The organism is Pseudomonas moraviensis (assembly GCF_900105805.1).
In the GTDB taxonomy this organism is placed as follows: domain Bacteria; phylum Pseudomonadota; class Gammaproteobacteria; order Pseudomonadales; family Pseudomonadaceae; genus Aquipseudomonas; species Aquipseudomonas moraviensis_A.
Window position 1 is genome coordinate 4883015 of sequence record NZ_LT629788.1, and the last position, 14744, is coordinate 4897758.

Annotated in this window: 14 protein-coding genes; 3 read left to right on the top strand and 11 right to left on the bottom strand. The window is 57.5% G+C overall.

Going from position 1 to position 14744, the window contains the following annotated elements:
- Positions 1-9: 9 nt before the first annotated feature.
- The 10 genes from atpA to mnmG form a co-directional block, all read right to left on the bottom strand.
- A complete protein-coding gene (gene atpA, locus BLU71_RS21950; RefSeq protein ID WP_016772405.1) occupies positions 10-1554 on the bottom strand; it encodes a F0F1 ATP synthase subunit alpha in 1545 nt (514 codons plus the stop codon).
- Between the two features lie 21 nt (positions 1555-1575).
- On the bottom strand, positions 1576-2112 hold the full coding sequence (locus BLU71_RS21955; protein ID WP_016772404.1) for a F0F1 ATP synthase subunit delta: 537 nt from the start codon (positions 2110-2112) through the stop codon (positions 1576-1578).
- A gap of 12 nt (positions 2113-2124) precedes the next feature.
- Positions 2125-2595, bottom strand: coding sequence for a F0F1 ATP synthase subunit B (locus tag BLU71_RS21960; protein WP_016772403.1), 471 nt, complete (start codon positions 2593-2595; stop codon positions 2125-2127).
- Between the two features lie 58 nt (positions 2596-2653).
- Entirely contained in the window at positions 2654-2911 is a 258-nt protein-coding gene (atpE, locus tag BLU71_RS21965; protein ID WP_003097235.1) for a F0F1 ATP synthase subunit C, read from the bottom strand.
- Positions 2912-3044: 133 nt separating this feature from the next.
- Positions 3045-3914 carry a F0F1 ATP synthase subunit A gene (gene atpB, locus BLU71_RS21970; protein ID WP_042607991.1) on the bottom strand — a complete coding sequence of 290 codons (870 nt, stop codon included), beginning with the start codon at positions 3912-3914 and terminating at the stop codon, positions 3045-3047.
- A gap of 16 nt (positions 3915-3930) precedes the next feature.
- Complete coding sequence (locus tag BLU71_RS21975; RefSeq protein ID WP_042607990.1) at positions 3931-4338, bottom strand: F0F1 ATP synthase subunit I; 408 nt, start codon at positions 4336-4338, stop codon at positions 3931-3933.
- Between the two features lie 148 nt (positions 4339-4486).
- Positions 4487-5359, bottom strand: coding sequence for a ParB/RepB/Spo0J family partition protein (locus BLU71_RS21980; protein ID WP_042607989.1), 873 nt, complete (start codon positions 5357-5359; stop codon positions 4487-4489).
- A gap of 9 nt (positions 5360-5368) precedes the next feature.
- Positions 5369-6166: a ParA family protein gene (locus tag BLU71_RS21985; RefSeq protein WP_016772400.1), complete on the bottom strand. Its 798-nt coding sequence runs from the start codon at positions 6164-6166 to the stop codon at positions 5369-5371.
- 18 nt (positions 6167-6184) lie between these two features.
- The gene (gene rsmG, locus BLU71_RS21990) at positions 6185-6829 is read right to left on the bottom strand and encodes a 16S rRNA (guanine(527)-N(7))-methyltransferase RsmG (RefSeq protein WP_064365199.1); all 645 of its coding nucleotides are present in this window, start codon (positions 6827-6829) and stop codon (positions 6185-6187) included.
- Entirely contained in the window at positions 6826-8724 is a 1899-nt protein-coding gene (mnmG, locus tag BLU71_RS21995) for a tRNA uridine-5-carboxymethylaminomethyl(34) synthesis enzyme MnmG (protein WP_064365200.1), read from the bottom strand. The genes rsmG and mnmG overlap by 4 nt, the downstream gene beginning before the upstream one ends.
- Positions 8725-9295: 571 nt before the next feature.
- Between mnmG and BLU71_RS22000 the strand changes: the two genes are divergently transcribed.
- From BLU71_RS22000 to BLU71_RS22010, 3 genes are all read left to right on the top strand, one after another.
- A complete protein-coding gene (locus BLU71_RS22000; protein WP_064365201.1) occupies positions 9296-9802 on the top strand; it encodes a sigma-70 family RNA polymerase sigma factor in 507 nt (168 codons plus the stop codon).
- Complete coding sequence (locus BLU71_RS22005) at positions 9802-10749, top strand: FecR domain-containing protein (RefSeq protein ID WP_083353884.1); 948 nt, start codon at positions 9802-9804, stop codon at positions 10747-10749. The genes BLU71_RS22000 and BLU71_RS22005 overlap by 1 nt, the downstream gene beginning before the upstream one ends.
- A 118-nt stretch (positions 10750-10867) precedes the next feature.
- On the top strand, positions 10868-13303 hold the full coding sequence (locus BLU71_RS22010; protein WP_083353885.1) for a TonB-dependent siderophore receptor: 2436 nt from the start codon (positions 10868-10870) through the stop codon (positions 13301-13303).
- Between the two features lie 44 nt (positions 13304-13347).
- Here BLU71_RS22010 and mnmE read toward each other — a convergent pair whose 3' ends face one another.
- Positions 13348-14715: a tRNA uridine-5-carboxymethylaminomethyl(34) synthesis GTPase MnmE gene (mnmE, locus tag BLU71_RS22015; RefSeq protein WP_064365204.1), complete on the bottom strand. Its 1368-nt coding sequence runs from the start codon at positions 14713-14715 to the stop codon at positions 13348-13350.
- Between the last annotated feature and the right edge of the window lie 29 nt (positions 14716-14744).

The window sequence follows — 14744 nt, forward strand, 5'->3', positions numbered from 1 at the left end:
CGCTGCGGCTTACCAGGTTTGGGTGGCCTTGAACTTCTCGATACCGGCTTTCATGCCAGCGTCGATTTCGTCATTGAAGTCACCTTTAACGTTGATCTTGGCCATCAAATCGGCGTGATCGCGGTTGAAGAAAGCGATCAGCGCTTGTTCGAAGCTGCCGACCTTGGCGATTTCAATGTCAGTCAGGAACCCACGCTCAGCGGCATACAGCGACAGCGCCATGTCAGCGATCGACATTGGTGCGTATTGCTTCTGCTTCATCAGCTCGGTAACGCGCTGACCATGCTCAAGTTGCTTGCGGGTCGCTTCGTCCAGGTCAGAAGCGAACTGGGCGAATGCCGCCAGTTCACGGTACTGAGCCAGAGCGGTACGGATACCACCGGAGAGCTTCTTGATGATCTTGGTCTGAGCGGCACCACCCACACGGGATACCGAAACACCGGCGTTCACTGCAGGGCGGATGCCCGAGTTGAACATGGCCGATTCCAGGAAGATCTGACCGTCGGTGATGGAAATCACGTTGGTCGGAACGAACGCGGAAACGTCGCCAGCCTGGGTTTCGATGATCGGCAGTGCGGTCAGGGAACCGGTTTTGCCGGTCACTGCGCCGTTGGTGAACTTCTCTACGTATTCTTCCGAAACGCGGGATGCGCGCTCCAGCAGACGGGAGTGGAGATAGAACACGTCGCCTGGGTAAGCTTCACGGCCTGGTGGACGGCGCAGCAGCAGGGAAATCTGGCGGTAAGCCACTGCTTGCTTGGACAGATCGTCATAAACGATCAGCGCGTCTTCACCGCGGTCGCGGAAGAATTCACCCATGGTGCAACCGGAGTACGGTGCCAGGAATTGCAGCGCAGGAGATTCCGAAGCACTGGCAGCCACGATGATCGTGTTGGCCAGTGCGCCGTTTTCTTCCAGCTTGCGAACCACGTTGGCGATGGTCGATTGCTTCTGACCGATGGCTACGTAGACGCAGAAAATGCCGCTGTCTTTCTGGTTGATGATCGCGTCGATCGCCAGAGCGGTCTTACCGATCTGACGGTCACCGATGATCAGCTCACGCTGGCCACGGCCGACAGGGATCATGGCATCGACTGCCTTGTAGCCAGTCTGTACAGGCTGGTCTACCGACTTACGCCAGATCACGCCTGGAGCAACTTTCTCGACCGCGTCGGTCTCGGTGTTGCCCAGTGGACCTTTGCCGTCAACAGGGTTACCCAGAGCATCGACTACGCGGCCCAGCAATTCCTTACCAACAGGAACTTCGAGGATGCGGCCGGTGCACTTGGCGCTCATGCCTTCAGCCAGCGACTGGTAGGAGCCCAATACCACGGCACCTACGGAGTCCTGCTCCAAGTTGAGGGCCATACCGTAGACGCCGCCCGGAAACTCGATCATCTCGCCGTACATGACGTCGGCCAGACCGTGAATCCGCACGATGCCGTCAGATACGCTGACGACAGTGCCTTCGTTACGGGCTTGGGAGGTCACATCGAGCTTGTCGATGCGGCCCTTGATAATTTCACTTATTTCGGAAGGATTGAGTTGCTGCATTGCTCTGCTGCCCCTTCAAACTCAAGATTTCAATGCTTCGGCAAGTTTCGCGATTTTGCCGCGAATCGAGCCATCGATAACCAGGTCGCCGGCGCGGATCACGACACCACCAATCAAGGCAGCGTCCTCCGCAACTTGCAGGCGCACTTCCCGGTTGAGTCGTGCACTGAGAACCTTGGCGAGTTTGTCTTGCTGTTCTTGGTTCAATGCAAATGCACTGGTTACTTCAACGTCTACCGATTTCTCTTGTTCGGCCTTGTACAGGTCGAACAGAGCGGCGATCTCCGGCAGAAGCAGGAGACGGTCGTTCTCGGCAACGACGTTGATGAAATTGCGTGCCTTTTCATCAAACTTGTCGCCGCACACGTCAATGAACGTGGCGGCCTTTTCTGCGCTCGTCAGTCGCGGGGCCTTGAGCACGCGCTGCAGGGTGTCGTCTTGCGACACCGCTGCTGCCAGGCCGAGCATGGCTGACCAATTGGCCAGTTGCTGGTGGGCCTGAGCGTGCTCGAAGGCCGCCTTAGCGTAAGGTCGGGCCAACGTGGTCAGTTCTGCCATGATCGCCCTCGCTTAGATTTCAGCAGCCAGTTGGTTAACCAGCTCTGCGTGCGCGTTTTGATCGATTGTGGCACCCAGGATCTTCTCGGCGCCGCCAACAGCCAGCAAGCCCACTTGGGCACGCAGCTTGTCTTTGACGCTGTTCAGTTCCTGTTCGATCTCGGCTTGAGCCTGAACCTTCACACGGTCAGCGTCGATACGGGCTTTTTCAACAGCCTCTTCGACGATCTGGTTACCGCGTTTCTTGGCTTGCTCGATGATTTCAGCTGCCTGAGCTTTCGCTTCGCGCAGTTGCTGACCCGCTTTCTCTTGGGCCAACTCCAGGTCGCGAGCTGCACGGCTGGCAGCGTCCAGACCATCAGCGATCTTCTTTTGACGTTCGTGCAGAGCAGCGATGACCGGAGGCCATACATACTTCATGCAGAACAGTACAAAAATCAGGAACGCAACGGACTGGCCAATCAGGGTCGCATTAATGTTCACGCCAACACCTCGCAGTTACGTTGTCCATCACACCAAATTACCCGGAAGATCCGAGTAATCAGCCAGCGATCTGACCAACGAACGGGTTCGCAAAGGTGAAGAACAGAGCGATACCAACACCGATCATGGTTACGGCGTCGAGCAGACCGGCAACGATGAACATTTTGACTTGCAGCATTGGAACCATTTCTGGCTGACGCGCTGCGCCTTCCAGGAACTTGCCGCCCAACAGGCCGAAACCAATTGCGGTACCCAGTGCGCCCAGGCCGATCAACAGTGCAACAGCGATAGCGGTTAGACCAACTACAGTTTCCATCTTTCCTCCCGACTTTTACGTCGTATGGTTTAGGTTTTTTAGATTAAAGCGGTAAAACAAATCGTTTCAGTTGCCCCGCAAGGAGCTCCCTCCCGTTTGACCGGGAGGAACATCAGACTAGTCGAGACTGGCCTTAATGGTTTTCTTCGTGCGCCATCGACAGGTAGACGATGGTCAGCATCATGAAGATGAACGCCTGCAGGGTGATGATCAGGATGTGGAACACCGCCCACGCCCACTGCAGAACAACGCCCAGGCCGCTGAGCCAGAGCAGGCCGCTGCCGAACATCACAGCGATCAGAATGAACACCAGCTCGCCGGCATACATGTTGCCGAACAGACGCAGAGCCAGAGAGATCGGCTTGGCGATCAGGGTGACGAATTCCAGCAGGAAGTTCACCGGAATCAGCAGCGCCTGAACAAAGATGTTCTTGCTGCCGAACGGGTGCAGGGTCAGTTCGCCGATGAAGCCGCCGATGCCCTTGACCTTGATGCTGTAGAAAATGATCAGTGCGAACACCGAGAACGCCATGCCCAGGGTCGCGTTCGGGTCGGTAGTCGACACGGCGCGGAACGGGATGTGGTGGTCGCCGGAGATCAGGATGGCCAACTGAGGAATCCAGTCGACCGGTACCAGGTCGACGGCGTTCATCAGGAACACCCAGACGAAGATGGTCAGTGCCAGCGGTGCAATCACCGGGCTACGGCCATGGAAGCTGTCTTTCACGCTGCCATCGACGAATTCGACCAATACTTCAACGAAGTTCTGCAAGGCACCCGGCTGACCCGACGTCGCTTTCTTTGCCGCCATGCGGAAAAGAAGAACGAAGATCAGACCCAGCGCGACCGACCAGCCGAGGGTATCGACGTGGAAAGCCCAGAAGCCCATTTCCTTGGCCTCTGCTGCGGTGTGGGCAAAGCCCCAGCCGCCGTTGGGTAGCTGACCGAAAGTCAGGTTCTGCAAGTGGTGCTGGATATAGCCCGAAGCGGTTGTTTCTGCCATGGTTGCCTCAAACGCCCTAAGGTCTCGAAAGTCTTGTTCTCATCAGCAGGGGAGCGAACCAGCTGACCGACTGCGTCAGCACGAACACGCCGAATACTGCGATCGGCGCCAGTGGCTTCACACCTGCAAACACCAGTGCAAACAGCACTGCCGTCAAAATCAGTTTGCCTGCCTCGCCGGCATAGAAAGACCGGACGATGGACTGGGCTGCTCGGGCGCCGGAAAACCGAAATGCCTTGTGAGCAAAATAAACATTGGGCAGCAAGGCTATCAGGCCTCCGCAGAGTCCCGAGTATCCGGCAACGACTCCATGCCATTGCCAGAGCGCCAAAGCGGCAATGAGCAAAATGACAAATTGAGCCATCAACACCGGAAAAACCGCCAGGCGATGGAAAGGCAAGCGGTTTGGCGTGCGGGTTTCCATCACAATTGCTCTCCAATGGTCGGCTGCCAAAATTCAATAACTTGGCATAATTTGTGCCGACAAAATGCGCGCAGAGTATAGGGGCGGTTCTGCCCCTATTCAACTGTCAGGTAGTGATTTCCGACTGCGCGCTACATGAGGAAATGTTTCAGCGGATGTGTGCGAGCACACCTTGAAGCTCATCGAGAGAGTTATAACCAATCACCAGTTGGCCTTTGCCCTTCTTGCCGTGGCGAATCTGCACCGCAGAGCCCAGCCGCTCGGCCAGGCGCTGCTCGAGGCGAGCGATGTCCGGATCGGGTTTTGTTGCTTCCACAGGCTCCGGCTTGCCACTCAACCACTGCCGAACCAGTGCCTCGGTTTGGCGCACGGTCAGCCCTCGTGCGACAACATGTCGCGCCCCTTCAACCTGCTGATTGTCCGGCAGACCGAGCAAGGCGCGCGCATGACCCATTTCCAGGTCACCGTGCGAGAGCATGGTTTTGATGACTTCGGGCAGTGCAATAAGTCGCAACAGGTTAGCCACAGTCACCCGCGACTTACCCACAGCCTCGGCGACCTGCTGCTGGGTCAGCTGAAATTCCTGCTGCAAACGCTGCAAAGCCACCGCTTCTTCGATCGGATTGAGGTCTTCGCGCTGGATGTTCTCAATCAGCGCAATCGCGATGGCGGTTTCATCCGGCACATCGCGGACCATCGCCGGGATCGTCTCCTGCCCGGCCTGCTGACTGGCGCGCCAGCGGCGTTCACCGGCGATGATCTCAAAACGACCGCCGCCAATCGGGCGCACCACGATCGGCTGCATCACGCCCTGAGCCTTGATCGATTGCGCCAGCTCTTCCAGTGCCTGCGGGTCCATGTCGCGGCGCGGCTGATATTTGCCACGCTGCAGCAGGTCCAGCGGCAGATGTTGCAGTTCACGGGTGTCAGCCTGCGCTGCCTGTTCTTCCAGCGCGCTGACCGTCGGACCACTCAGCAGTGCATCCAGTCCACGTCCGAGACCTCGTTTCTTGACGGCCATGGGGATTCCTTAAGTTGGCTGAGCAGCAGCAATGCGTGAATTTTTGCGCTGACGGCGAACCATCTCGCCCGCCAGAGCCAGATAGGCCAGGGCGCCACGCGATTGCTTGTCGTAAGCCAGCGCCGGCATGCCGTAGCTTGGTGCTTCGGCCAGGCGAATGTTGCGCGGGATCACCGTGTCGTACAGCTGATCGCCGAAGTGTTCCTTGAGTTGCGCCGAGACATCGTTCATCAGGCTCAGGCGCGGGTCATACATGGTCCGCAGCAGGCCTTCGACTTTCAGGTTCGGATTGAGCAGCTCAGCGATGCGCTTGATGTTATCCACAAGGTCGCTCAAGCCTTCGAGGGCAAAGTATTCGCACTGCATGGGGATAATCACCCCGTCAGCGGCGACCAGAGCGTTGAGCGTGAGCATCGACAGCGACGGCGGGCAGTCGATCAGGATGTAATCGTAGTTATCGCGGATGGGCGCCAGCGCACTGCGCAGACGGCTTTCCTTCATCTGCATTTCCAGCAATACCACTTCAGCCGCAGTCAGGTCGCGGTTGGCCGGCAGCAGCTGATAACCGCCGTGCTCGGAAAAGTGCATGGCCTGGCCCAGATCGCATTCACCGATCAGCAGATCGTAAACCGAGTTTTCCAGGCCATGTTTATCCACACCGCTACCCATGGTGGCGTTGCCCTGTGGATCGAGATCGATCAACAGCACCCGGCGCTTGGTCGCGACCAGGGATGCTGCGAGGTTGATGCAGGTGGTGGTCTTGCCCACACCACCCTTCTGGTTCGCTATCGCGAATACCTTAGCCATTCTTGCTTGTGTTCCCAATCATGCCGTGCGGCGCAGTATCAGCAGATGGCGTTGGCCTTGGCAACCGGGGACGGCCAGGGCGTGTTCGCTATCGAGTTTGAAATCTGCCGGCAATGCTACCAGCTCATCGGCGGGATGAACGCCCTTCATTGCCAGCCAGCGTGTATCGGCATCGCCGAGGTGGCGAGTCCAGTTGGTGAAGTTTTCCATGCTGCTGAATGCCCGGGAAATGATTCCGTTGAAAGGCTGTGCAGGCTGGAAAGCTTCGACGCGACTGTGGATAACTTGCAGGTTATCCAGCTTCAGTTCGAGTTTGACCTGAGTCAGGAAGCGGGTTTTCTTGCCGTTGCTGTCCAGACAGGTCACCTGCGAGTCCGGGTACAGGATGGCCAGCGGAATGCCAGGCATGCCGCCACCGCTGCCGACGTCGAGCCAGCGACCGTTTTCGATAAACGACATCACGCTGAGACTGTCGAGCAGGTGGCGCGAAACCATTTCGTCCGGATCTCGTACGGCGGTCAGGTTGTAGGCCTGGTTCCATTTGATCAACAGGGCCAGATAGCCCAGCAGCCGTTCGTGCTGGATTGGGGTGAGATCGACCCCGAGCTCGCGGGCTCCTGTGGATAACTCTTCGGCGTGTTGCGAAGTGACCTTGGCACTCAAGCGCTTTGCTCCAACTGACGGCCCGCGCCGCGTTTTTTCAAATGAATCATCAACAGCGAGATCGCCGCCGGGGTTACCCCTGGAATCCGCGACGCCTGGCCCAGTGTCTCCGGACGCGTGGCGCCGAGCTTGCTCTGGATCTCCTTGGACAGGCCGGAGATGTTGGTGTAATCGATATCCACAGGCAATTTCGTGTCTTCACTGGCGCGCAGACGGGCGATTTCGTCCTGTTGACGGTCGATGTAACCGGCGTACTTGGTCTTGATTTCCACCTGCTCGGCGACCTGTGGATCTTCCGCGCCCTGCCCGGTCACTTCGACCAGACCGGCGTAGTCGATTTCCGGACGGCTCAACAGGTTGAGCAAATTGTATTCGTGAGTCAGTGGCGTGCCGAATTTCTCGGCAATCGCATCGCCCTGAGGGGTATTCGGACGAACCCAAGTGCTTTTCAGGCGCTGTTCTTCCAGTTCGATGCTTTCGCGCTTCTTGCAGAAGGCCGCCCAACGCGCGTCATCGACCAGACCGAGCTCGCGACCTTTTTCGGTCAGACGCAGATCGGCATTGTCCTCGCGCAGAATCAGGCGGTACTCGGCACGAGAAGTGAACATGCGGTACGGCTCTTGGGTACCAAGGGTGATCAGGTCGTCGACCAATACCCCGATGTACGCTTCATCGCGGCGTGGGCACCAGGCTTCTTTGCCCTTGGCGCGCAGCGCAGCGTTGGCCCCGGCGAGCAGACCTTGAGCGCCGGCTTCTTCGTAACCGGTGGTGCCGTTGATCTGCCCGGCGAAGAACAGACCGCCGATGACTTTGGTTTCCAGGCTGTACTTCAGATCGCGCGGATCGAAGTAGTCGTACTCGATCGCATAACCCGGACGCACGATGTGCGCGTTCTCCATGCCGCGGATCGATTGCACGATCTGCAATTGCACGTCGAAAGGCAGGCTTGTGGATATCCCGTTCGGATACAGCTCATGGGTGGTCAGACCTTCCGGTTCGATGAACACCTGATGGCTTTCCTTGTCGGCAAAGCGGTGGATCTTGTCTTCGATCGACGGGCAATAGCGCGGGCCGACGCCTTCGATTTCACCGGCAGCGGAATACATCGGCGAACGATCAAGGTTCGCCGCGATGATTTCGTGGGTGCGGGCATTGGTGTGAGTGATCCAGCAACTGACTTGCCGTGGATGCTGTTCCTTGTTGCCCATGAACGACATCACTGGAATCGGTGTATCACCTGGTTGCTCGGTCATAACCGAGAAATCCACAGACTTGCCATCGATACGCGGCGGTGTGCCGGTTTTCAGGCGACCGACACGCAGTGGCAGTTCACGCAAACGATGAGCCAGCGCGATTGACGGCGGATCACCGGCGCGACCGCCGGAAAAATTCTGCAAACCAATGTGGATAAGTCCGCCGAGGAACGTACCGGTGGTCAACACCACGGAATCGGCGAAGAAACGCAGACCCATTTGCGTGACAACACCGCGGACTTGTTCCTGCTCGACGATCAAGTCATCAGCAGCTTGTTGGAATATCCACAGGTTCGGCTGGTTTTCCAGGATTTCACGGACAGCTGCCTTGTACAGAATCCGGTCGGCTTGCGCACGGGTCGCCCGTACCGCCGGGCCTTTACGACTGTTCAACACACGGAACTGGATGCCGCCCAAATCTGTGGCCGTAGCCATCGCGCCGCCGAGGGCATCGATTTCCTTGACCAGATGGCTCTTGCCGATGCCACCGATGGCCGGGTTGCAACTCATGGCACCGAGGGTTTCCACGTTATGCGTCAGCAACAGGGTTTTTGCCCCCATGCGTGCTGACGCCAGTGCTGCCTCGGTACCGGCATGACCGCCGCCGATGACGATCACTTCAAAACGGGAAGGGAAATCCACCACGCACCTCGTGCCTGCTTAAGTAGGTCATTCAGGAAAAATTTGAGCTCAGGTTTCTGGACCTGGTCGGCAAGTATAGGGACTTCGCCCTTTCTAAAGAACCCTCTGCACAAAATTTAACCAGCTGTGGAGAACTCGAGGTTAAAAGAATAAAAAAGAGAGAAATTTATAAAACCTTTGTTTTTATGTTTATTCTTACTGAGCAACCTTTCTGTGGATAGATCGCTACACGCCTTATTTATCAATGTGTACAGGGATTCAAAACCCTGTGCTCAGGTGCCGAGGAGGCCCTTGGATAACCGGTGTAAGCCTGTGGATTAAAGGTATGCTTATCCACAGGGAGGATTATAGCCAGTTTTCAGGCCTTGTTATCAACCGACCTTAGCGCCAGTTATTCACAGGGCTTGATCTGCAAAAAACCGCTGGATGGATGTTTCCATGCGCAAAGAAAAAACGTCACCGAAGGATCGGTGACGCCTGGAAAGCCTGCGACAGGACATCAAAAGGCTATTGTGAGAGAACGTAACAGAGGCTAATAATAGCCATTATCATTAACTTGCCAGTTTCTCCCATGCCCCTACCCGCCCATACCGCTGCGATCGAGCAAATCTACGAGCAACACCATTCGTGGCTGTATGGCTGGCTCAAAGGCAAACTACACAACACCTGCGATGCAGCCGATGTCGCGCATGACACCTTTTTGCGCATTCTGGCGGCGCGCAATGCTGCGCATATTCGAGAGCCGAGGGATTATCTGGCGACCATCGCACGCGGTCTGGTCATCGACCGCTATAGAAGGTGCGCCATTGAAGCCGCGTATTTGCAGACACTGGCCACACGGCCCGAAGCGGCGGTTATCAGCGAAGAGGACAAGGCGCTGATCATCGAAACCCTGCTCGCTGTGGATAAAGCCCTGGCCGGGCTGGGCACGCGCACACGGCAGATATTCATCCTCTCGCAGGTCGACGGCCTGACTTATCAACAGATCGCTCTGCAGATGAAGGTATCGCTGACCACAATCAAGAAACACATGATCCGCGCCCTCACGGAATGCGCCCTGATCATGGCGCAGCACTGATGGCCGTCGCTGCCAACCGCCAGGTATTCGAAACCGCTGCCAGCTGGTATGTGCAGTTTCAATCCCAGCCTCCGAGCCTTGCCGAACAAAAAGCCTGGCAGCTGTGGATAGATAGCGATCCGGCGCATCTGGCGGCGTGGAACCAGATGGAACAATTGCAGCGCCACTTGGGAACGCTGCCGCAGGATCTGAAGCGACGTGCGCTCAATAGCGGCCAACACAGGCGACAGGTACTCAAGCTGTTGCTGCTCGTAGCGGGTACAGGCTTCGTGGGCTGGAATGTTGAACGACACACGTCCCTCGGAAACGTCTGGGCCGACTATAAAACCGGGGTGGGCCAGCGTCGCACCATCAGCCTGGCCGATGGCAGCCAGATCCAGCTCAACACCGACTCTGCGATCGATGTTTCTTTCGACGCAGCGCAACGCCTGATTCGACTGCGCGGCGGTGAAATTCTCGTTCAAACCGGCAAGCTCGGGGATCAGCGACCCTTCTATGTGCAGACCCGTGACGGGCGGATCCAAGCGTTGGGCACCCGCTTCTCGGTGCATCAAATGCCCAACTCAACACGGGTCGGGGTGCTGGAAGATCGAGTCAGCGTTCAACCTGCGCAGTCCTCCATTGCTCCGCTCATGCTGAAAGCAGGCGAAGGTGCGGATTTCGATAGTCGGCATGTCGGCCTTGTTCATCCCTTCCAGTCAGCAGAAGTGGCCTGGATCAACGGCCAGTTGATCGTCCTCGATGCCCGCTTGGGCGATGTCCTCGAAGAGTTGGGACGCTATCGCAGCGGTGTATTGCATTGCGATCGTCGGGCAAGGGATCTGCGCGTCTCCGGGACCTTCCGGCTCGATTCGACCGACGCGGTGCTGGCCAACCTTCAGGCTTCGTTGCCAATCAACGTGCGCTATTTCAGCCGTTACTGGGTCTCGATCAGCTACAGCGCTTGATTGAAACAAGGCCAGGGAAAAATAATTGCCGACAGGGTTATCTTTTTTTGCCCTGACCCGGCCCTACAGGTAATCGCGATAAACGCGGCTCTTCGCCACCTTCAGGGCTAATCCACACATGCGTCTTCCCACGTTCCGTCAGCGTTTTTCTCCCCACTGCATTGCCTACAGCTTATTGATGGCCAGCGCTGTGTCCTGTCTGGTCACCGGCCACAGCGCCTTCGCGGCGACCGCATCCCAGCGCTATGCCATCGCTGCCGGCCCGTTGGACAATGCGTTGAGCCAGTTCGCCTCTACCGCGAATGTGATTCTGTCGTTCTCGCCGCAACAGACCAGCCGCCTGCGCAGCGCCGGGTTAAGCGGTGACTTCAGCGTCGAACAAGGCTTCGCCCAGTTGCTGCAAGGTTCTGGTTTACAGGCGGTGCCGCAAGCACCCGGCAGCTACATCCTGCAGCCCTTGCCTGAGGGAGATACCCTGGAACTGGCGCCGACCAACATCAATGCACAGTTGGCCAATCCAATGGATCTGGATTACGCCGCCGACGTTGGCTACAAAGCGCAAAACAGCCGGATCGGTACGAAAACCAGCACACCGCTGTCGGAAACGCCGCGTTCGGTGTCAGTAGTGACCGGGCAGCGCATCAAGGATCAGAAATCCCAGACACTCACCGACGTACTCGGCTACGTGCCGGGAATCTTCGCCCCGCCGTTCGCTGCCGGCGACAGTCTGGCCGGCGATCTGTTTTACATCCGCGGTTTCAACGCCACCGATTACGGCTATGGCCTGCTCCGGGATGGACTGCGCGTGCAGGGCAATCGCTATGACACCAGCACCGAGCCGTACGGACTTGAACGCGTCGAAGTATTCCGTGGTCCTTCTTCGCTGTTGTATGGCGAAAACGCGCCGGGCGGTCTGGTCAATCTGGTCAGCAAGCGCCCGACGGCCGCGCCACGGGGCGAAGTGCAATTGGGCTACGGCTCGAACAACCGCCGGCAGATCGGCGTCGATGTCTCCGGCCCGCTCAATGACAGCGGTAATGTGCTCGGGCGCGTGGTGATGCTCGGACGCAAATCCGATACCCAGACCGATCACGTTCCTGACGACCGCATTTATATCGCCCCTTCGCTGACCCTCAATTTCGACGATTTCAATACGCTGACCCTGCTGGCCAACTACCAGAAAGACCATACCAATATGGAGCTCGGTCTGCCGGCCGCCGGCACGTTGCTGAGCAACCCCAACGGCAAGCTGTCCAAGGACACCATGCTCGGTGACCCGGACTGGAATACTTTCGAGCGGGAAACCTGGAGCACCGGTTACGAGTTCAGCCACTCGTTCAACGATGACTGGCAGTTCCGCCAGAACTCGCGCTACATGCAGTCGCGCATTACCCGTCACGAAACCTGGCCGGGCAATCTGAACAACGCAGGCTTCGGCACGCGGTTGAACATGACTGCGTATGATCGCTTCAACAAATCCATGGTGTATTCGCTGGATAACCAGCTGGAAGGCAAGTTCGAGGCGGGCGAGCTGGAAAACACCGTGCTGTTTGGCGCCAGCTACGATCGCACCTCGTTCAATCAGGACTGGAATGCCGGGGTTGTCGGACCGATCAATGTGTATGACCCGGTTTACCTGCGCGATCCGACCACGCCGATTGCCGTGCAAAACACCTTGCTCGAGCAGCAGATGAAGGGCGTGTATGCACAGATCCAGAGCAAGTACGACCACTGGCTGTTCCTGCTGGGAGGGCGTCAGGACTGGGTCGACAGCGACTTCCGCGACAAGGTGGCCCGAGGCAGCAACATCAGCTCCGAAGACAAGAAGTTCACGTACCAGGGCGGTGTGATGTATCAGTTCGACAACGGCATGACGCCGTATGTCAGCTATTCCACAGCATTCGTGCCGGTGCAGCAGATTTCCAATGCCGGCGCCCCACTTGATCCGATTACCAGCAGCCAGTACGAAGTGGGCCTCAAATACGAACCGATCGGCTGGGATACAGCCTTCACCGCTTCGGTGTATGACCTGCGCAAGAAGGACGACACCTATTTCGACGCAACGACGTCGACCTATCGCCAGGTGGGTGAAAGCCGTGCCAAGGGTGTGGAGCTGGAACTCAACAGCAATCTGACGCAGAACCTCAATGTCACGGCGGCTTATACCTACACCGATGCAAAAATCACCAAGGATGCGGCGACGTCGCTGGTCAAGGGCCATCAAATGACCGGAGTGCCGCGTAATCAGGCCTCGGTCTGGGCGAAATACCGCTTCCTCGACAGTGATCTGAAAGGCTTGTATGTCGCGGGTGGTGTGCGTTATTTCGATAGCGCATTCGCTTATACATCGCCTTCGCTGTACGGAAAGCTGGATGCCGGCGACGTCACGTTGGTAGACGCGGCGGTTGGTTATCAGATCGATACACACTGGAGTGTCGATCTGAATGCGAAAAACCTGTTCGACAAGGAATATGTGTCGGGCTGCAACGACGCAGGCCGCTGTTATTGGGGTGAGGATCGTACCCTGCTCGGTACGGTGTCTTATAACTGGTGAAAAAAAAAAGGGACTGTGGATGAATTATCCACAGCCCCTTTTCATTATTTGCCGATGCAGAAGCTGGAGAAAATCCTCCCCAGCAAATCATCCGAGCTGAACGCACCGGTAATTTCTCCAAGCGAATGCTGAGCCTGGCGTAAATCCTCGGCGAGCAATTCGCCCGCACCGGCCAGGGTCAGTTGGGCGCGGCCGTGCTCCAATGCCGCGCTGGCGTGACGCAGTGCTTCCAGATGCCGGCGACGTGCGCTAAAGCTGCTTTCCGACGTCTGCTCGTAACCCATGCACGCCTTGAGATGGTCCCGCAGCAGGTCGAGGCCTTCCGCGGATTTGGCGCTGAGGCTGATGGTTACATGACCGTCGTCACTGGTTTCCAAAGCGATCGCTTCGCCCGAGAGGTCGGACTTGTTACGGATCAGCGTCACTTTTGCCGGGTCCGGTCGGGTTTCGAGGAATTCCGGCCAAAGAGCAAAGGGATCCAATGCCTCCGGTGCGGTCGCATCGACCACCAGTAAAACCCGATCCGCTTCACCAATGGCTTTCAACGCCCGTTCCACCCCGATCTTTTCCACATGATCATCGGTGTCCCGCAGCCCTGCAGTATCGACCACGTGCAATGGCATGCCGTCGATGTGGATATGTTCGCGCAGGATATCCCGCGTGGTACCGGCGATCTCGGTGACGATGGCGGCTTCGCGCCCCGCCAATGCATTCAACAGGCTGGATTTGCCGGCATTCGGCCGACCGGCAATCACCACCGTCATGCCATCGCGCAACAGCGCACCCTGCCCGGCTTCGCGAAGCACTGTGGATAACTCATTGCGCACTTTGTCGAGCATGCTCAGCACGTGGCCATCGGCAAGGAAATCGATTTCCTCTTCCGGAAAGTCGATCGCGGCTTCGACGTAGATACGCAGGCCGATCAACTGTTCGGTCAGGTTATGAACACGCTGGGAAAACGCACCCTGTAATGAGCGCAAGGCATTGCGCGCAGCCTGTGCGGAACTCGCTTCGATCAAATCGGCAATCGCCTCGGCCTGGGCCAGATCGAGTTTGTCATTGAGAAAAGCACGTTCGCTGAATTCCCCTGGCCGAGCGAGGCGGCAACCCAGTTCCAGACAGCGCTTGAGCAACATGTCCAATACGATCGGGCCACCGTGGCCCTGCAATTCCAAAACGTCTTCGCCGGTGAACGAGTTCGGACCCGGGAAATACAGAGCCAGACCTTCATCCAGTACCTGCTGATCGTCACTGAAAAACGGCCCGTAATGGGCGTAACGCGGTTTCAGTTCGCGGCCGCTGATGGCCTTTGCCGCCACGCTGGCCAACGGCCCGGAAATACGGACGATGCCCACACCGCCGCGACCTTGAGCGGTGGCGACAGCGGCGATGGTTTCACGGGGTGTGCTCATAAAGCGGCATCCAGACAAAAGTGGCAGAT